A 17,413-nucleotide genomic window follows, 5' to 3' on the forward strand; every position below is an offset into this window, starting at 1 on the left:
AAACTATAACTGATATTTTTTATTTTCTAAATATGATTGAAGGATAATAACTGCACTGATCTCATCCACCAGGCCTTTATCCTGTCTTTTTTTCTTCTTCAAACCTCCGTCGAGCATTGCCTTGTGCGCCAGGACAGACGTGAAACGCTCATCATAATATTCAACCGGAATATCCGGAATGGTCCGTTTCAGATGTGTCACGAAAGCCTCTACATACTTCATGTTTTCCGAAGGCTCGTTATTCATCTGCTTCGGCAGACCGACCACGAATAAATCCACCGGTTCTTTTGCCACATAGGCAGATAACCAGGAGACCAATTCCCCACTCGGCACCGTTGTCAGACCGTTTGCAATCATCTGCAAATTGTCTGTAGCTGCTAACCCGGTCCGTTTTCGGCCATAATCAATTGCTAGTATCCTTCCCATCGGCTGCAAAGATAGCACAAATATGCATTTGTATTACACAAATACACAAAAAGTGTGCAATTTATAAGTTTAATAGGCATTCTTTTCACCTTTAGACATGTTCAGAATCGTCACCACGATGATCTTCAGATCCAGGAAGAACGACCAGTTCTCAATGTACCACACATCCCGTTTCACACGTCCTTCCATCTGTTCGAGCGTCTTGGTTTCTCCCCGATAACCGGTTACCTGTGCCCATCCCGTCACTCCGGGTTTTACCAGATGGCGTACCATATATTTATCGATAAGAGCCGAATATTGCTCAGTGTGTTTCAGCATATGAGGACGAGGGCCCACTACCGACATCTCCCCTCTTAATACATTGATAAATTGAGGGAACTCATCCAGATTCGTACGCCGAAGGAAATCTCCGATACGGGTTTTACGCGGATCATCTTTTGCTGCCTGCAATTTATCGGCATCTGCATTGACCCGCATTGTCCGGAATTTATAACACTCAAATTCCTGCCCGTACAAACCGGTACGCTTTTGCTTGAAAAATATAGGTCCCGGAGATGTTGCTTTTATCAATATTCCTATAACGACATAAAGTATCGGATAAATGGTCAGTAAAATACCCAAAGAAAAAAGAATATCAAAAGTTCTCTTTAATGCCCGGTTATAAGCTGCTTGCAAAGGTTCACGGCGAACAGCCAATAATGGAATCGACTCCATTATTTCCATAACAAGACTCTTCTTTATATTCCTGTAAAACTCCGGAACAATATAGAAACGAATCATATGCTTTTCAGCAAAATTCATTATCCGCAATATCTTCTCGTCCTGCGTTCCAGGCAAAGTACAATAGATTTCGTCTATATCATTGGCCAATACATACTTCTCCACTTCATGCGTCATACCCAGGTAATTCGGCAACACACTTTGCAAAGACAGATTATCATCAAAAAAACCCATGATACTGAATCCATAGGAAAGATCATCCTTCATAACCCGGTACAATTCCATACCATTCTTACCTGCTCCTACAATAATAATTCTTTTAAAATTATGTCCTTTTCTACGGTACATCTTTAGTGTAACGCGAACAAACACTCTCCAAAGAGCAAAAATTATAACTGTTACAGCAAAATAAACCAGCAGAAATGTAGCCAGGGCATCCCCTATATTCAGAAAGATAAGACAAGTAGCGAACAGAAAAACAAATATAGAGACCAACGCAAAGGCACGCTGTACAATTTTGTCAATAAAAACAACAGCCACATGCAATTGCATGGGAACAAAATAAAGGGCAAAGAAATAACAGAAATTCAATAAGAGAACAACCTCTCTCAAACTATAAGATATAGCTTTTGTATAAAATTCCCCCAACCCATAATAGACAGCGAAGAACAATAGATTTAATACAACTAAATCTCCCATTCCTATCAGCCACTGGATAAGGTAACCATGTTTTTTGTCGAATTCCATAACTGTGTTCTAAAATTCCACAAAAGTAATGAATATTCTGTGCAAAAAAAAGGCCGCACAATAGAATGTGCAGCCTTTTTCAGATATAATTAAAAATAAATTAATTATTAGCAGACATGATAACAACACGGTTCCAGTTGTTTTCGCTGTACGGCTGTTCGTCAGAACCTCTCCATTCGATAGTAATCTGGTTAGAGTTGATACCGTATTTATCGATCAATTCTTTAGCAACGGCTTTAGCACGTTTTTCAGAAAGACCCATGTTGTATTTAGAAGTACCTGTGTTCTTATCAGCATAACCGATAACCTTGATCGGAGCATTGTTTGCCTTCATGAATTCAGCAGTGTTGTAAATACTGATCTGCTGGTTCTTATCGATCTTAGAACTATTCAGACGGAAGTATACTACATTGTCAACATAGTTGTTTACAACATTAGTTACAACTTCTTCGCATTCAGGACAAGATTCCGGACGTTTGCTCAATTCATCGTTAGCAGCACGCAATGAGTTGATCTGATTGTTCAGGTCGTTCAACAAAGCGTAATCCATTGGTTCCAATACTTCGAAATCAGTTTTACCCAGTTTGAATGTCAAACCAGCGCTCAGCTGAGCGATACCGTCTGTCAAGTGGAACATGTTAACACGATTGAACTGTTCGTTCAGCAAAGAACCCTGAACTTCCACGTTCAAATCAACACGTTTGCTCAAACGGAAAGCAGTAAGGATACCAGCATTTAATGTAGGAGATTCTGTTCTAGCATATCCCTGATTTTCGAAACGCTGTGCATAACCGAAACCGACCCAAGGAATCAAACGAAATACTCTTTTTTCATTATAAACTCCCCAGAAATTGGTAACATCCCATAACAAGTCTACATGAGCAGCTGCATATTTGTTGTGCTGCATGATCTCTGCGTTGTCACCTACAAATCCGTGTAAAATACCACCGTTCAACTGAGTACGGAAAGCCAGATACGGGTTGAACCACTTACCAAACGAGAACTGAGGCGCAAAATTCAGACGGTTGCCAAAATCTGCTTTATTATTCTGGTCACCCAATAACATACTTGCACCACCGGCAACAGAAATAAACCAATTATCGCCAGCTTTGTTTTTCTTGAAATTTGTCTTATAACCTTTTTCAGTACTAAAACCAACTTGTGGTTTAAATTCCTGTGCTGACACAGAGAAAACAAAACCTGACAATAAAGCTAAAAGTAATACTTTAGTCTTCATATTCATCAACTTTTTAATTAAACAATCAATTACCTTAAATAACGCTCAAATTTAGAGCAAAATTAAATCTTTTTTTAACTAAAACAAAATAAATCTATGTTTTGTTCTTAATTTATTCAAAATAATTCAGAATTTTATATCCACCTTCTTTCAGATAGGATTCTTTTTTCATCAGCTTGATATCATTCTGCATCATATCCTGAATAAGAGTATCAAGGGTGTATTTCGGTTCCCACCCCAAACGGGTACGGGCCTTCGTAGCATCCCCGATAAGTAAGTCAACCTCGGTCGGACGGAAGTACTGAGGGTCAATACCGACTACCTCTTCACCTATCCGTTCTTTAAAATTTTCGAGATAAGCCTCACCTACTTTCTCTATAAACATTTTTTCGTCAATATAGTTTAATACTGCGACCTCATTAACATTTTCGCCTTTAAAAATGACTTCTACCCCTATTTCTTTAAATGCTTTACTGATAAAATCGCGAATAGTCGTCGTTATTCCGGTAGCAATAACATAATCAGAGGGTTCATCCTGCTGGAGAATCGCATACATGGCACGGACATAATCCTTGGCATGGCCCCAGTCACGTTTGGAAGATAAATTTCCCATATAAACTTTTTCCTGCATACCCAAAGCAATGCGCGAAACGGCACGGGTTACTTTACGGGTAACAAACGTTTCTCCGCGAAGCGGCGACTCATGATTAAACAGAATGCCGTTGGAAGCATGCATTTTATAGGCTTCACGATAGTTTACCGTAATCCAGTAACCATATAGTTTAGCAACAGCATACGGACTTCGGGGATAGAAAGGAGTCGTTTCCTTTTGAGGCACTTCCTGAACCAATCCATATAATTCGGATGTAGAAGCCTGATAGATACGGGTTTTAGGGATCAGGTTCAGCAGACGTACCGCTTCAAGGATACGCAACACCCCCAGACCATCGGCATTCGCCGTATATTCAGGAGTATCGAAACTTACTTTCACATGGCTCATAGCTGCCAGGTTATATATTTCGTCAGGCTGCACTTCACCGATGATACGGGTAAGGTTCAGGCTGTCGGTCAGGTCGCCATAATGAAGGATCAGGTTCCGGTTCTCCACATGAGGGTCCTGATAAAGATGATCGATACGGTCTGTGTTGAACATGGATGAACGACGTTTGATACCATGCACCGTATATCCTTTTTTTACAAGATATTCTGCCAGATAAGCGCCATCCTGTCCTGTAATACCTGTTATTAAAGCTACTTTACTCATTTATACGAATTTATTATTGTTTGTCTAAATACCAGTTGTATAAAAGTTCTACACCTTCGGCAATCTCTATTTTATGATGCCATCCCAAAGCATGCAGTTTACTGACATCCGTCAGTTTGCGCAATGTCCCATCGGGTTTGGAAGCATCAAAAGCCAGTTCGCCATCGAAACCGATCTTTTCCTGAATCAGCGTAGCGACTTCTTTTATAGATAACTCTTTTCCCGTACCTATATTTATATGTGTGTTGCGCACTTCATTTCCCTCCGGACGCACATCCTGAAAATCGATATGTTCCATAATATAAACGGAAGCATCTGCCATTTCTTCGCTCCAAAGAAATTCGCGGAGCGGTTTTCCAGTTCCCCACAGCTGCACTTTTCCCGGATAGATACCGTATTTCGCTAAAATAGCCAGGATGTTATTATCCGTTGCATTTCCGGCCACTCCTTCTACAGGACGTGCATTCAAATCTTTGCGCAAAGCCTCCCAATTATCGGTATGAAGACATTTGCCCAAATGAATCTTACGGATCATCGCCGGAAGCACATGCGAAGTCTCCAGATTGAAATTATCGTTCGGACCATACAAATTAGTGGGCATCACTGCGATATAGTTCGTTCCGTATTGCAGGTTATAGCTTTCACACATCTTTATCCCGGCAATCTTTGCGATGGCATAGGGTTCATTGGTATATTCCAACGGAGAAGTGAGCAGGCAATCTTCCGGCATCGGCTGCGGCGCTTCGCCCGGATAAATACAGGTACTGCCTAAAAACAGTAATTTCTTTACATTATTAATATAGGAAGCATGGATCACATTATTCTGGATCATCAGATTTATGTAAATGAAATCTGCGCGATACCGGCTGTTTGCCATAATACCACCCACATGGGCAGCTGCTAAAAAGACATATTCCGGTTTTTCCGTCGCAAAGAATTCATTGACTGCATACTGATCGGTCAGGTCCAGCTCAGCATGGGTACGCAAAACAAAGTTTGTGTATCCTTTCTGCTGCAAATTCTTCAGGATAGCAGAACCGACCAGACCACGATGACCGGCTACAAATATTTTACTGTCTTTATTCATTCCTTTATCAACTTCAATAAATATTGACCGTACTGGTTCTTTATCATCGGAGTAGCTGCTTCTTTCAGTTTCTCGTCATCAATCCAACCTTTCCGGTAAGCGATTTCCTCCAGACAAGCCACTTTCAGTCCCTGTCGTTTTTCAATCACCTCCACAAATGTAGAAGCCTCCGAAAGCGAATCGTGCGTACCGGTATCGAGCCAGGCAAAACCGCGTCCTAATAACTGAACTTTCAGCTCTCCGTCTTTCAGGAACTCCTGATTTACGGTGGTGATCTCCAGTTCTCCGCGTGCCGACGGCTTGATTTGTTTTGCCACTTCGACCACTTTATTCGGATAAAAATAGAGTCCGACAACCGCGTAATTCGACTTGGGATTCTTCGGCTTTTCTTCAATGCTCAGCACGTTTCCGTCCGTGTCAAATTCAGCAACGCCATAGCGTTCCGGATCGTTTACGTAGTAACCGAAGACGGTTGCTTTTTGTTCGTTCTCCACATTGTTAACGGCCTCTTTTAACATAGCCGTAAAGCTCTGTCCGTAAAAGATATTGTCGCCCAACACAAGGCAAACCGAGTCATTACCAATGAATTTATCCCCTATGATAAAAGCCTGTGCCAAACCATCGGGCGAAGGTTGTTCGGCATATTCAAAATGCACGCCATAATCCGAACCGTCTCCCAGCAACCGCCGGAACCCGGGTAAGTCCTGCGGGGTAGAAATGATCAGGATTTCCCTTATCCCGGCAAGCATCAATACAGACACGGGATAATAGATCATCGGTTTATCATAAATCGGCAACAATTGCTTGGATACTCCTTTGGTTATTGGATACAAACGGGTTCCGGAACCTCCGGCCAGTACAATTCCTTTCATAAAACAGACTTTTAATTTTACTTAATACGGGGCAAATGTATATAAAATATTTCATTTTGAAGGCATGGAGGAAATACAATCGGCACCCTTAATTTACTTAATCGTGAAACCTTTCTTTCTTACGGTTTGTTACAGTAGAAATAATTTTTAAAGGTAACTTGATATGAATACATTTGACGAAAGAATCAGTTCCGCTGTAAAGAACTGGTGGGTTTCACTTTTACTGGGATTATTATATATCCTGATCGCAATATGCCTGATGTTCACACCGATGGCAAGTTATGTGGCTTTAAGCCTTTTATTCAGCGTCGCCATGTTCGTAAGCGGTACGCTTGAAATCCTTTTTGCCGTGTCGAACCGGAAGCACATTTCGAGCTGGGGCTGGTATCTGGCCGGCGGTATTATCGACCTGATACTGGGTATTTACCTCATGGCCAGTCCGGGACTGAGTATGACCGTACTGCCGTTTATCCTGGCGTTCTGGTTGATGTTCAGAGGCTTTTCTTCCACAGGTTATGCTATGGACCTGAAACGGTTCGGAACCGGAAACTGGGGTTGGTATATGGCTTTCGGTATCCTGGCAATCATCTGTAGCATCGCTATCATCTGGCAACCGGGACTGGGCGTATTCACCCTTGTTTATATGATTGCTTATGCACTTCTTATCATCGGCATCTTCCGTGTAATGCTTTCTTTCGAACTAAGAAGCCTGCACAAAAAAGCGACAACTCCGCTACAGTAAAGTTTTTTCCCCACTTGAATGGGGCATTTTCCCCACCTATGTCAAAAAGGTGGGGATTTTGTTTCACTAAATATCCCTGTCTGTCATTCTTCCAGCCTTAATCATTTGTTCAATTAAAAAAATAACGTAGTTTTGTAACGCTATAGATACAGAAAAACACATTTGGGATTAAATCTAACTAAAAATAATACTCACAGTGAAAAAGGAAGATGAAGAAAAGGTAAGCGGGCTACCCGAAAATGCCTACAGAGAACTCAAAGAAGGAGAAGTATTTAACCCGATTATGTCACCTCAAAAACAATACAGGGAAGTAACTCCCTGGTCTGTATTCTGGGGACTTGTCATGGCTGTCATATTCAGCGCGGCTGCCGCCTATCTGGGATTGAAGGTCGGACAGGTGTTTGAAGCAGCTATCCCGATTGCCATCATAGCTGTCGGACTGTCGAGCGGTTTCAAACGAAAAAATGCATTGGGAGAAAATGTGATTATCCAATCTATCGGAGCCTGTAGCGGTGTAATCGTAGCCGGAGCTATTTTTACTCTTCCTGCCCTGTATATCCTTCAGGACAAATATCCGGAAATTACCATCAACTTTTTTGAAGTATTCATGAGTTCGTTGCTGGGCGGCATACTCGGCATTCTTCTGTTAATCCCATTCCGGAAATATTTCGTTTCGGATATGCATGGCAAATATCCGTTCCCGGAAGCAACAGCAACCACCCAGGTGCTTGTTTCGGGCGAGAAAGGCGGAAGCCAGGCGAAACCGCTTATTCTGGCAGGTCTGATCGGAGGTTTATACGATTTTATTATTGCCACTTTCGGTTGGTGGAGCGAAACCGTCAGCACACGCATTGTCGGAGTTGGTGAAATGCTGGCCGACAAAGCAAAAGTCGTACTGAAAGTCAATACAGGAGCCGCCGTACTGGGACTCGGTTATATCATCGGGTTGAAATATTCCATGATTATCTGTGCCGGTTCATTCCTTGTCTGGTTGGTCATCATCCCGCTGATGTCCGCCATCTTCGGTGCAGACGTATTGACATTCGGTAATGACGCTATTACCGCAACAGTCGGAAGCATGAGTGCCGAACAAATCTTTACGACCTATGCCCGCCATATCGGTATCGGTGGTATCGCGACGGCCGGAGTTATCGGTATTATCAATTCATGGGGAATTATCCGCGGAGCCGTCGGACTGGCAGCCAAAGAACTGAAAGGGAAAAATACGGAAGCTGACACAGCCACAATACGCACACAGAAAGATTTATCGATGAAGATTATCTCGATTGGTATCTTCGCTACGCTGATTGTTACTTATCTGTTCTTCCATTTCGGAGTGTTGGATAACTGGTATTATGCTTTAATCGGGTTGTTGATTGTCGGGATTATTGCCTTCCTATTCACGACTGTTGCGGCCAATGCCATTGCTATTGTAGGAACAAATCCGGTGTCGGGTATGACGCTGATGACATTAATCTTATCGTCCATCATTCTGGTGGCTGCCGGACTGAAAGGAACGGCCGGTATGGTTTCGGCCCTGATTATCGGAGGTGTTGTCTGTACGGCACTTTCCATGGCAGGCGGTTTCATTACCGACCTGAAGATAGGTTACTGGCTGGGGAGTACGCCTGCTAAACAGCAGACATGGAAGTTTCTCGGCACCTTAGTCTCTGCTGCAACAGTTGGCGGTGTAATCCTTATCCTGAACCAGACGTACGGATTTACGACCGGGCAGCTGGCCGCACCGCAGGCTAATGCAATGGCAGCCGTTATCGAACCGCTGATGAGCGGTTCGGGAGCACCCTGGGTGCTGTATGGCATCGGTGCCGTACTGGCTATCGTTCTGAACTTCTGTAAAATTCCGGCACTGGCATTTGCACTGGGTATGTTTATCCCGATGGAACTGAACACTCCACTGCTGATCGGTGGAGCCATCAGCTGGTATGTAGGAAGCCGCAGCAAAGACCAGGCATTGAATACGGCCCGTTTGGAAAAAGGAACATTACTTGCATCCGGTTTCATCGCAGGTGGTGCCTTGATGGGAGTTATCAGCGCAGCTTTACGTTTCGGTGGCATCAACCTGCTGAACGAAAAATGGTTGGAAGGAAACTTTGCCGAACCGCTGGCTGTTGTAATGTATATTGCATTGATGGCTTATCTGGCGATAAGTTCATTGAGCGCGAAAAAAGAATAAGATAAAGAATGGATGCACCGCTAGTTAATGTTGGGATTATGACGGGGAAGGCTCTCTCTTTCGTATTCAATGGAGAATATATCCATACGGAGAGCAGTTCCTTCCTGACGGGAGAACAACGCGCGTTGTTTGTAAACGGAAATATCGTGTATAACGGCAAGCTCTACAAGGAACTTTTCTTTGAACCGGCTTCGCCCCAATCATCGTTTGACCTGAAAGCTGTGACAATCGGAGTGGACTTCCACTGGCAACGCCAGGAAGACCAACGCTTCAAAGGAGCACTGAACCTGGTGGCAACGAATGACGGGATTGTTGTAATCAACAGTATTGACGTTGAAGAATATCTGACAAGCGTGATTTCGTCTGAAATGAGTGCCACAGCATCAAAAGAGTTGCTGAAGGCACACGCCGTAATCTCCCGCAGCTGGCTATTGGCGCAGATAGAAAAGAATTTCCGCCTGGGTAACGCTTCGGAAAAATATGAGAGTTGCCATCGCGACAATAACCAATTAATCCGTTGGTACGACCGCGAAGATCATACCATGTTCGATGTGTGTGCCGACGACCATTGCCAGCGTTACCAAGGCATAACCCGTGCCTCTACCGCAATCGTACAGGAAGCGGTCCACGAAACACGCGGCGAGATACTGACCGATGGCGAATCCATCTGCGACGCACGTTTCTCTAAATGTTGCGGAGGCGTGACCGAGCAGTTCGAACACTGTTGGGAGCCGGTGCCCCACTCCTATCTGACAGTTGTACGGGACAGTAAAGAAACTTCTTATCCCGACCTGACCGACCCGATTGAAGCGGAAATGTGGATACGTAATTCTCCTAACGCATTTTGCAACACAACAAAGAAAAAGATACTCAGCCAGGTCTTGAACAACTATGATCAGGAAACGATAAATTTCTATCGCTGGAAAGTGTCTTACACCCAGGATGAGTTGTCCGAACTGATTCATCGTAAAAGCGGCATCGACTTTGGCGAAATACAAGACCTGGTACCATTGAAAAGAGGTACTTCCGGACGTATCGAAGAGTTACAGATCGTGGGAACCCGCCGTATTTATACTATCGGCAAGGAATTGGAGATACGGCGCACTTTATCGGAAACCCATCTGTACAGTTCCGCCTTTGTGGTAGACAAAGAAGATATACGCGTTCGTATTCCCCAACGTTTCGTACTGACGGGTGCCGGCTGGGGGCATGGCGTAGGACTTTGCCAGATAGGTGCAGCCGTCATGGGTGAAAAAGGATATGCTTATACAAAAATACTGGAACATTATTTCCGGGGAGCATTCATAGAGAAAAGGTATTAATCTAAAAAGGTCGCTAATCTCACGATAGCGGCCTTTTTTTGTGTTTACCTATCTTTCCGGTTCCTAGTGGAATCCGGTTGTCTTTACTCTCACGAGCTCTAACTGATTACAAAGGAATAAAGAATAAATCAAGAAGACAAACAAAATAGATTAATAAGGATATTTTCCCCACAAAAAAGGGAAAAACACCGATAAAATTCATTAGAACGAACCTGACATACGGTCCACAAACACCCTTATCCGTCCTCTAACGTCCTGCCTGAAAGAAGAAGAAGTTTACATGATATTACATTTTAGCAAATTGTTGTTATCTTTGTATCCGAACGTTCGACAGGGACCAATACCCTGCTCTACTTAATTAAATACTGGTGAATGAATAGCTATATCATCCTCTCTATAATTGCAATTTACTTTGGCATACTGTTGTTGATTGCCTGGATAACAGGCAGGAAAAGTACAAGTAACGATGCTTTCTTTCTGGGAAACCGTAAATCTCCGTGGTATATCGTTTCTATCGGGATGATTGGGACATCGCTTTCCGGCGTCACCTTCGTTTCGGTTCCGGGGATGGTTCGCAGCATAGATATGACTTATATGCAAACGGTTTTCGGATTCTTTTTCGGATATATACTGATTGCCAAAGTGCTGTTACCGCTTTACTATAAATTGAAACTGACTTCTATCTACTCCTATCTGGGTGACCGGATTGGAAAGCGGAGTTATAAAACCGGTGCTTCTTTTTTCCTGCTTTCAAAGATTGTCGGGGCAGCGGCACGGCTTTATCTGGTTGTCCTGATTTTACAGCATTACGTCTTCAGTACCTGGAATATTCCTTTTTGGGTAACTGTTATCATCAGTATTTTTCTGGTTTGGCTATACACCTACCGGAGTGGAATCAAGACTATTATCTGGACGGATACGCTTCAGGCACTTTGCCTGGTTGCCATGCTGGTCGTCATCATCTGGAAGGTAAAAGATGCCATGGAACTGGATATGGGAGGCATGGTGCAAACCCTGACCGAGAATCCTCATTTCCGTATCTTTGAATTCAACGACTGGCACAGCACACAACATTTCGTGAAACAGTTTTTCAGCGGCATCTTTATCACCATCGTCATGACCGGACTCGACCAGGATATGATGCAGAAGAACCTATCCTGCAAAAGCCTGAAAGATGCACAGAAGAATATGTACACCTATGGTTTTGCTTTCACGCCGGTCAATTTTCTGTTCCTGGCATTAGGTGTATTATTGTTGAGCCTGGCTTCGCAAAAGAATATCGAACTGCCGGCCTTAAACGATGATATTCTACCGATGTTCTGCACCTCCGGAATCTTGGGGCATTCCATCCTAATTTTCTTTACAATCGGTATCATTGCAGCCGCTTTTAGTAGTGCCGATTCAGCATTAACGGCTTTGACCACCTCTTTTTGCGTCGATATTCTGGGAGTGGAAAAGGAGGAAGCGAACAAGGCTAAACGCACCCGATTGATGGTTCATTTGCTTATCTCTGCTCTGTTTGCCATAATAATCCTTATCTTTAAGGCCGTAAACAGCCGCAGCGTGATTGATGCCATCTATATGATTGCTTCTTATACCTACGGTCCTTTGCTGGGATTATTTGTCTTTGGCTTGTTCACCAAAAAACAACCGCGTGACAAATATGTTCCTTATATATGTATTCTCTCGCCGCTAATCTGTTTCGCAACGGATTACCTGGTGAAACAACATACAGGCTATGCCTTCGGTTACGAAATGCTGATGCTCAACGGAGCCATCACATTCTTCGGGTTATGGGCGGCCTCAGTCAAACACAAAACAATAAAAGTTTAAGAATATGGAAATCAAAAGTGCAGAATTTGTTATCAGTAACACAGACGTAAAGAAATGCCCCGCAGGAAACTTTCCGGAGTATGCCTTTATCGGGCGAAGCAATGTTGGCAAATCCTCCCTTATCAATATGCTGACAGGCAAGAAAGGTCTGGCAATGACTTCACAGAAACCAGGGAAGACATTGCTTATCAATCATTTTATTATCAACAACAACTGGTTTTTGGTCGACCTTCCCGGATATGGCTTTGCCCAACGGGGAAAAGAAGGAAGACAGAATATCCAGCGGATTATCGAAGATTATATCCTGGAACGTGAGCAGCTAACTAATCTATTCGTCTTAATTGACTGCCGCCATGAAGCACAGAAAATCGACCTGGAGTTTATGGAGTGGCTGGGTGAGAACGGAGTTCCTTTCTCCATCATCTTCACCAAAATAGATAAGATTAGTAAAGGCCGTCTACAAGAAAATCTGAAAGCCTATCAGGAAAAATTACTTGAAACGTGGGAAGAGCTTCCCCCTATCCTACTTTCTTCATCCGAGAAAAAAGACGGGCGGGAAGAAATACTTGATTATATCGATACAATAAATAAAAGTTTAAAAGGGTAGCATTATCCGGGAGCGACATGGTGTCGGTTGCACGGAATCGCCACAATTATACCGGAGCGGATACAATCATCCGCTCTGCAAGGTTGCGCTTCACCAAGTATAGTTGCCGTGCAACCACAGCCTCCTGAATAATTTTTCTTTACTTATCTTATGCCGGTTCCAAAAAAATAAATACATTTGTAATTCATCAAAACCGAAAGGAGTAAAGATATGAAAGCAATGGAATTACAGGGTGAACGCCTGGAGCTGTTCAACGAAATCATTAACCTTGACACGGAAAGTATCGAGAAAGTAAAGAAGTATATTAAACGTATCGCATCTAACCGATACAAAATATCCCGTACTACTCAAGTGGATGACATTGACATCATCACTGATGAAGAGATTGAAAATGCTATGCGTCCATTATCTTATGAGGAGAAGATAGAAAGCCTTAGGTTGTCGGAGGCCGATCCTGTTTATTATACACAGGAAGAGATGCGAAAAGCTGTTGCTTCATGGAGAAACCTTTAACTATTAAATGGAAACGTCCAGCAAGGAAGAATGCTAGAGTAACTTATGCCTGGTATAAAAAAGAAATGGGCATTAGAGCTGCCGACAAATTCATAAACAGTATTTTAGATACTGTAAACTTACTGGCATTAAATCCTAATATGGGACAACCGATTGAACTGAATACCGAAACATGTAAAAGAAATTATCGTTCCTTCGTAGAACATAAGAACCATAAAATCATTTACTATGTAGAAAAAAAGACAATCTGTATTGCCAACATTTGGTCTAACAGTCAGAATCCGGAAGATTTTAATGAACAACTAAGATAAAAGGAAGCAGTTTCGCTTCCTTTTTTATCTTATATAGCCTTACAACGCCTCTCTTATCTTCTCCACCATCTCCTTGTACTCCTGTTCCGACAGATAAACTTTCTGCGGATTCATTGTGAATGTTCCTCCGAAATCGGGACCATCTTCATATTTAGGGGCCAGATGAAAATGCAGATGCGACAGCTTATCGGAATAAGCACCGTAATTTATCTTTTGCGGATTGAATACTTTCTGCATGGCACGGGTTACTTTTACGACATCTGCCATAAATGCATTCCGTTCGTCATCGCTCAGCATATTCAAATCGTGCACATGCTCTTTATAGGCAACCAGGCAACGGCCATAATAAGTCTGTTCCTTGAAAAGAAAAAGCCGGGAGACTGATAAAGGAGCTATTTCGATCATCAAATCATCTAAAGTCTGATTGTTCGTGCAATACAAACAATCTTTGGGATCACTTAAATTCATGTTATATCAGATTTATTTATAATGGGCGCTAAAGTAAACATAAAGCCCGGTAAAAACAAGAAACTTTTACCGGGCCTTTCCGAATATTTTAAATCAGCATCTTAGTAACTGATCTTACAACCTATGAAATAACTGCGGGGAATACCCGGACCATAAATATAGCCGGCATCCCGTTTCTCATATTTATCAAAATCATCCTGATAAGAATTAAAGATATTCTGAACACCTGCATTTACCTGCAAAGTAACAGATTTATAAAGAGGAAAATCATACGCCACCTTTACATTCAGGTCGAAGAAGTCCTTCGTTTTCTCCTCCCTGTCTTCCGGGATATAACCGGCCAGGTGCTGAACCAGCATGCTACCGGTATAAGTACCGGTCAACGAAGCCGTCAACCGCTTCACCGGGGTAAATGAAGAAGTGAAATAACCATATACATCCGGCGAACGGAACATCTTTTTCTGAGGTGCCAGATTCTCATTCTCACTCCAGCTCTCCGGTTCTTTGTAACGGCTGCGCTGGATAGTTGCGCCTGCCTGAATCTGCATCCATGAATAGACGGCTTTTGCCTCCAGGTTTATTCCCATCACACGAGCACCTTTCCCATTACGACGTTCCATCAACAAGTTATTATCATTGTCGCGCCCTATCTCTTCAAGGATGAAGACATTACGCAGGTCTGTGTAAAAACCTTCTACCAGGAAATTAGTCTGTACCGGACCGAAACGACGGTAAAAGTCGGCAGAGGCACTGATACTTTGCGAGTTCTCTTCTTTCAGGTCCGGAGATATCTGGATGATCGCCACATCGCCGCCGACTGCCGTAATATGCAAATCCTCGTCAAAAGCCTGAGGAGCACGGAAACCACTCGAATAAGACAGACGCAGGTTTATATCGCTGGTCGGATTAAAACGCACATTGGCACGCGGACTGAATATCGCATGGTCTATCAAATTATGCTTGTCCATCCGTGCACCGATCAGGAAACTCCATTTCTCATTCTTCCATTCGTTTTGCAGGAAAACGCTACCGATATGTACAGTCTGCTCGATCGTGCGGTGATAGCCTAACATCTTATCCTGCAAATCGTCATAGTTATATTCGGCACCTCCCGTAAACTCGGCAGGCATGAAAAGACATTTATCCCATTCATAGGAATACTGCGCTCCTCCGACAAAGGTCATATCCGTTGTGCTGCCATAAGCATTCGGGTTCTTGTCTGCGCCGTAATAACTGTTTCTTTTTGTATGCTGGGCAGAAGTATACACATTCAGACGATGCTTATAATCCTTTGAAAACAAATCGAACTTCAGGCCACCGCCATTGATGTTATGTTCGGTCTGCTCGGCAATATCGGCTTCGTGGGGAGGCAGGTCCAACAGGTTACCGCCACGACGGTATTCATTGATATTATGATATTCGAAAGTCAGCTTCGAATACATGCTTGTTTTCAGGTAAGAACGGAAACCGAGCGTGCGGGCATTCAGTTTGCCCAGTTCGGTATATCCGTCACCGTCATGGTCGTAAGCTCCGCGATAACGGTTCTGTCCGAACATATAAATACCGGCTTTATGGTCGTCCGTCACCAGCGAAGCATTTATCGTTGTGTTATTATCGGGACGGTCGCCGCCAATCATCGTCAGTGAGTGAGAAATCTGTGCCGAATTTCGCAACGGTTCTTTGGTAATGATATTAATCGTACCGGCAATAGCGGAAGAACCGAACAAGGCGGAACCTCCCCCACGCATAATCTCCACACGTTCGATCATATTGGCCGGAATCTGTTCCAAACCGTACACACCCGTCAGAGCACTGAATATCGGACGGCTGTCAACCAATATCTGCGTATAAGGGCCCTCAAGTCCGTTGATACGCACCTGCTGAAACCCACAGTTCTGGCAATTGTTTTCCACACGCACACCAGGCTGGAAGTTCAAACCGTCCGCTAAAGAAGTAGCATGTGTCGTCTCAAATGTTTTTGAATCGAGCACATTCACCAACGAAGGAGCCAGGCGGCGGGTTGTCTCATTACGGTTTGCCGATACGACAACCCCATCCAACGATACCAGGTCTTCCTCCGCCTCAAAATTGATTTCCAGCGTTTTTCCTTTCTTCAAGGTGATAGGTTTCTCTACAGTCTTAAAGCCCAGCGTTTTCATCACCAGGGTGTATTTGCCTTCCGGCAGGTTCTTCAGGTAATAATGACCGGTGGCATCGGTCGATGTACCGATTGTCGTTCCTTTCAGAAATACATTAATAAAAGAAAGATGCTCACCCGTTTTCTTGTCCAGTATATGTCCTACGATATTGGCATCCGACGGATTCAGGGCCGGAGCATCATCCGCCCATGCTGTTGTAAAGACACAGCATAGACATAGTATAAGCGTAATTATCTTATTCATTGCGATTTGTTCTGATAAATAGGTAATGTTATAATGTAAAACACGGCACTTTCTAATTCAAAGCCTCCGATGTTTTATACTTTTGACCTGGGTCGAATACATATTTCACCTGGGTCAACTACATGTTTCACCCAGGTCAAAAATGTATTCGACCAGGGTCAAAAGATTAGAAGGACGGTATGTTTATAGTAGAAACACCTATCCTTATCAATAAAAGTCTTACTATTCTTTAGCAGAAAACAGGAGGGGCACGAAGGCTAAACAGCCCTTTGTCTGGGAGTTTATAATCCGGATAGACCGGATATTCTACTATTTCAGCGACTTGCTGTGCATTAAAATTCAGATGTAACGCATGAACAGCCCCATCTTCCACACTAAGAGTCGTCAGTATATGGAATAGCTGTATTTCGGAAAGGGAAGCATGATGATGGCAGGGACCGCCGTTCATCTTTCCGAAAGGGTGAGAATGGACAATCGTCGTGCCATGTTCGATATGGACATGGATAAATAACGTGATACAGCTATAGTAGGCGATAAAAATCACCGGCAGCAGCCATTTCAGATATTTTCTCATCGTTTGTCTCACGCCCTTATTGTTTGGAAGGTGCAAAATTACAAAATATTTTTTATACATTTGCTTATATATTCAATCAAAGCAAACTTTAAAA

16 protein-coding genes are annotated in these 17,413 nt (G+C 43.2%); 7 read left to right on the forward strand and 9 right to left on the reverse strand.

The window, feature by feature from the left end; translation table 11 throughout:
• Positions 1–3 precede the first annotated feature (3 nt).
• The 6 genes from ruvX to rfbA form a co-directional block, all read right to left on the reverse strand.
• Positions 4–426 carry a Holliday junction resolvase RuvX gene (ruvX, locus tag HMPREF1535_RS19520; RefSeq protein WP_044214382.1) on the reverse strand — a complete coding sequence of 141 codons (423 nt, stop codon included), beginning with the start codon at positions 424–426 and terminating at the stop codon, positions 4–6.
• A gap of 69 nt (positions 427–495) precedes the next feature.
• Positions 496–1,893 carry an undecaprenyl-phosphate glucose phosphotransferase gene (locus HMPREF1535_RS19525; RefSeq protein ID WP_010802955.1) on the reverse strand — a complete coding sequence of 466 codons (1,398 nt, stop codon included), beginning with the start codon at positions 1,891–1,893 and terminating at the stop codon, positions 496–498.
• 100 nt (positions 1,894–1,993) lie between these two features.
• The gene (locus tag HMPREF1535_RS19530) at positions 1,994–3,130 is read right to left on the reverse strand and encodes an OmpA family protein (RefSeq protein WP_007657093.1); all 1,137 of its coding nucleotides are present in this window, start codon (positions 3,128–3,130) and stop codon (positions 1,994–1,996) included.
• Positions 3,131–3,242: 112 nt separating this feature from the next.
• Positions 3,243–4,394, reverse strand: coding sequence for a GDP-mannose 4,6-dehydratase (gene gmd, locus HMPREF1535_RS19535; protein WP_007657094.1), 1,152 nt, complete (start codon positions 4,392–4,394; stop codon positions 3,243–3,245).
• Between the two features lie 13 nt (positions 4,395–4,407).
• On the reverse strand, positions 4,408–5,481 hold the full coding sequence (locus HMPREF1535_RS19540; RefSeq protein ID WP_046147208.1) for a GDP-L-fucose synthase family protein: 1,074 nt from the start codon (positions 5,479–5,481) through the stop codon (positions 4,408–4,410).
• Positions 5,478–6,353 carry a glucose-1-phosphate thymidylyltransferase RfbA gene (rfbA, locus tag HMPREF1535_RS19545; RefSeq protein ID WP_007657099.1) on the reverse strand — a complete coding sequence of 292 codons (876 nt, stop codon included), beginning with the start codon at positions 6,351–6,353 and terminating at the stop codon, positions 5,478–5,480. The genes HMPREF1535_RS19540 and rfbA overlap by 4 nt, the downstream gene beginning before the upstream one ends.
• A gap of 163 nt (positions 6,354–6,516) precedes the next feature.
• On the opposite strand from rfbA, the gene HMPREF1535_RS19550 reads away from it, so the two are divergent.
• The 7 genes from HMPREF1535_RS19550 to HMPREF1535_RS19580 all read left to right on the forward strand — a co-directional run bounded on the left by HMPREF1535_RS19550 (position 6,517) and on the right by HMPREF1535_RS19580 (position 13,875).
• On the forward strand, positions 6,517–7,095 hold the full coding sequence (locus tag HMPREF1535_RS19550; protein ID WP_010802953.1) for an HdeD family acid-resistance protein: 579 nt from the start codon (positions 6,517–6,519) through the stop codon (positions 7,093–7,095).
• Positions 7,096–7,291: 196 nt separating this feature from the next.
• Positions 7,292–9,289 carry an OPT family oligopeptide transporter gene (locus tag HMPREF1535_RS19555; RefSeq protein ID WP_046147209.1) on the forward strand — a complete coding sequence of 666 codons (1,998 nt, stop codon included), beginning with the start codon at positions 7,292–7,294 and terminating at the stop codon, positions 9,287–9,289.
• Positions 9,290–9,297: 8 nt separating this feature from the next.
• Positions 9,298–10,611, forward strand: a complete 1,314-nt coding sequence (locus tag HMPREF1535_RS19560) for a SpoIID/LytB domain-containing protein (RefSeq protein WP_046147210.1) — start codon at positions 9,298–9,300, stop codon at positions 10,609–10,611.
• A 372-nt stretch (positions 10,612–10,983) separates the two neighbouring features.
• Positions 10,984–12,444, forward strand: coding sequence for a sodium:solute symporter (locus tag HMPREF1535_RS19565; RefSeq protein WP_046147211.1), 1,461 nt, complete (start codon positions 10,984–10,986; stop codon positions 12,442–12,444).
• A gap of 4 nt (positions 12,445–12,448) precedes the next feature.
• Positions 12,449–13,051 (forward strand): ribosome biogenesis GTP-binding protein YihA/YsxC, encoded by a 603-nt coding sequence (yihA, locus tag HMPREF1535_RS19570; RefSeq protein WP_007657110.1) that lies wholly within the window; start codon positions 12,449–12,451, stop codon positions 13,049–13,051.
• A 210-nt stretch (positions 13,052–13,261) separates the two neighbouring features.
• Complete coding sequence (locus tag HMPREF1535_RS19575) at positions 13,262–13,564, forward strand: hypothetical protein (protein WP_224265325.1); 303 nt, start codon at positions 13,262–13,264, stop codon at positions 13,562–13,564.
• On the forward strand, positions 13,549–13,875 hold the full coding sequence (locus HMPREF1535_RS19580) for a type II toxin-antitoxin system RelE/ParE family toxin (protein WP_007657112.1): 327 nt from the start codon (positions 13,549–13,551) through the stop codon (positions 13,873–13,875). The genes HMPREF1535_RS19575 and HMPREF1535_RS19580 overlap by 16 nt, the downstream gene beginning before the upstream one ends.
• Before the next feature lie 39 nt (positions 13,876–13,914).
• Here the strand turns inward: HMPREF1535_RS19580 and HMPREF1535_RS19585 are convergent, their stop codons facing one another.
• The 3 genes from HMPREF1535_RS19585 to HMPREF1535_RS19595 all read right to left on the reverse strand — a co-directional run bounded on the left by HMPREF1535_RS19585 (position 13,915) and on the right by HMPREF1535_RS19595 (position 17,379).
• Positions 13,915–14,343, reverse strand: a complete 429-nt coding sequence (locus HMPREF1535_RS19585) for an HIT family protein (RefSeq protein WP_007657113.1) — start codon at positions 14,341–14,343, stop codon at positions 13,915–13,917.
• Between the two features lie 101 nt (positions 14,344–14,444).
• Entirely contained in the window at positions 14,445–16,745 is a 2,301-nt protein-coding gene (locus HMPREF1535_RS19590) for a TonB-dependent receptor (RefSeq protein ID WP_046147212.1), read from the reverse strand.
• A 229-nt stretch (positions 16,746–16,974) separates the two neighbouring features.
• Complete coding sequence (locus HMPREF1535_RS19595) at positions 16,975–17,379, reverse strand: hypothetical protein (RefSeq protein ID WP_046147213.1); 405 nt, start codon at positions 17,377–17,379, stop codon at positions 16,975–16,977.
• Positions 17,380–17,413: the final 34 nt, after the last annotated feature.

Origin of the sequence: Parabacteroides goldsteinii DSM 19448 = WAL 12034 (assembly GCF_000969835.1) — a bacterium.
Classification (GTDB): domain Bacteria; phylum Bacteroidota; class Bacteroidia; order Bacteroidales; family Tannerellaceae; genus Parabacteroides; species Parabacteroides goldsteinii.

What these genes read in the sequence shown, in the direction of transcription:
- HMPREF1535_RS19590 (WP_046147212.1), bottom strand. Translation starts at nt 16,745, where the DNA reads ATGAATAAGATAATTACGCTTATACTATGTCTATGCTGTGTCTTTACA.
- ruvX (WP_044214382.1), bottom strand. Translation starts at nt 426, where the DNA reads ATGGGAAGGATACTAGCAATTGATTATGGCCGAAAACGGACCGGGTTA.
- gmd (WP_007657094.1), bottom strand. Translation starts at nt 4,394, where the DNA reads ATGAGTAAAGTAGCTTTAATAACAGGTATTACAGGACAGGATGGCGCT.
- HMPREF1535_RS19550 (WP_010802953.1), top strand. Translation starts at nt 6,517, where the DNA reads ATGAATACATTTGACGAAAGAATCAGTTCCGCTGTAAAGAACTGGTGG.
- HMPREF1535_RS19585 (WP_007657113.1), bottom strand. Translation starts at nt 14,343, where the DNA reads ATGAATTTAAGTGATCCCAAAGATTGTTTGTATTGCACGAACAATCAG.
- HMPREF1535_RS19575 (WP_224265325.1), top strand. Translation starts at nt 13,262, where the DNA reads ATGAAAGCAATGGAATTACAGGGTGAACGCCTGGAGCTGTTCAACGAA.
- HMPREF1535_RS19560 (WP_046147210.1), top strand. Translation starts at nt 9,298, where the DNA reads ATGGATGCACCGCTAGTTAATGTTGGGATTATGACGGGGAAGGCTCTC.
- HMPREF1535_RS19565 (WP_046147211.1), top strand. Translation starts at nt 10,984, where the DNA reads ATGAATAGCTATATCATCCTCTCTATAATTGCAATTTACTTTGGCATA.
- HMPREF1535_RS19525 (WP_010802955.1), bottom strand. Translation starts at nt 1,893, where the DNA reads ATGGAATTCGACAAAAAACATGGTTACCTTATCCAGTGGCTGATAGGA.
- HMPREF1535_RS19540 (WP_046147208.1), bottom strand. Translation starts at nt 5,481, where the DNA reads ATGAATAAAGACAGTAAAATATTTGTAGCCGGTCATCGTGGTCTGGTC.
- HMPREF1535_RS19530 (WP_007657093.1), bottom strand. Translation starts at nt 3,130, where the DNA reads ATGAAGACTAAAGTATTACTTTTAGCTTTATTGTCAGGTTTTGTTTTC.
- rfbA (WP_007657099.1), bottom strand. Translation starts at nt 6,353, where the DNA reads ATGAAAGGAATTGTACTGGCCGGAGGTTCCGGAACCCGTTTGTATCCA.
- yihA (WP_007657110.1), top strand. Translation starts at nt 12,449, where the DNA reads ATGGAAATCAAAAGTGCAGAATTTGTTATCAGTAACACAGACGTAAAG.
- HMPREF1535_RS19580 (WP_007657112.1), top strand. Translation starts at nt 13,549, where the DNA reads ATGGAGAAACCTTTAACTATTAAATGGAAACGTCCAGCAAGGAAGAAT.
- HMPREF1535_RS19595 (WP_046147213.1), bottom strand. Translation starts at nt 17,379, where the DNA reads ATGTATAAAAAATATTTTGTAATTTTGCACCTTCCAAACAATAAGGGC.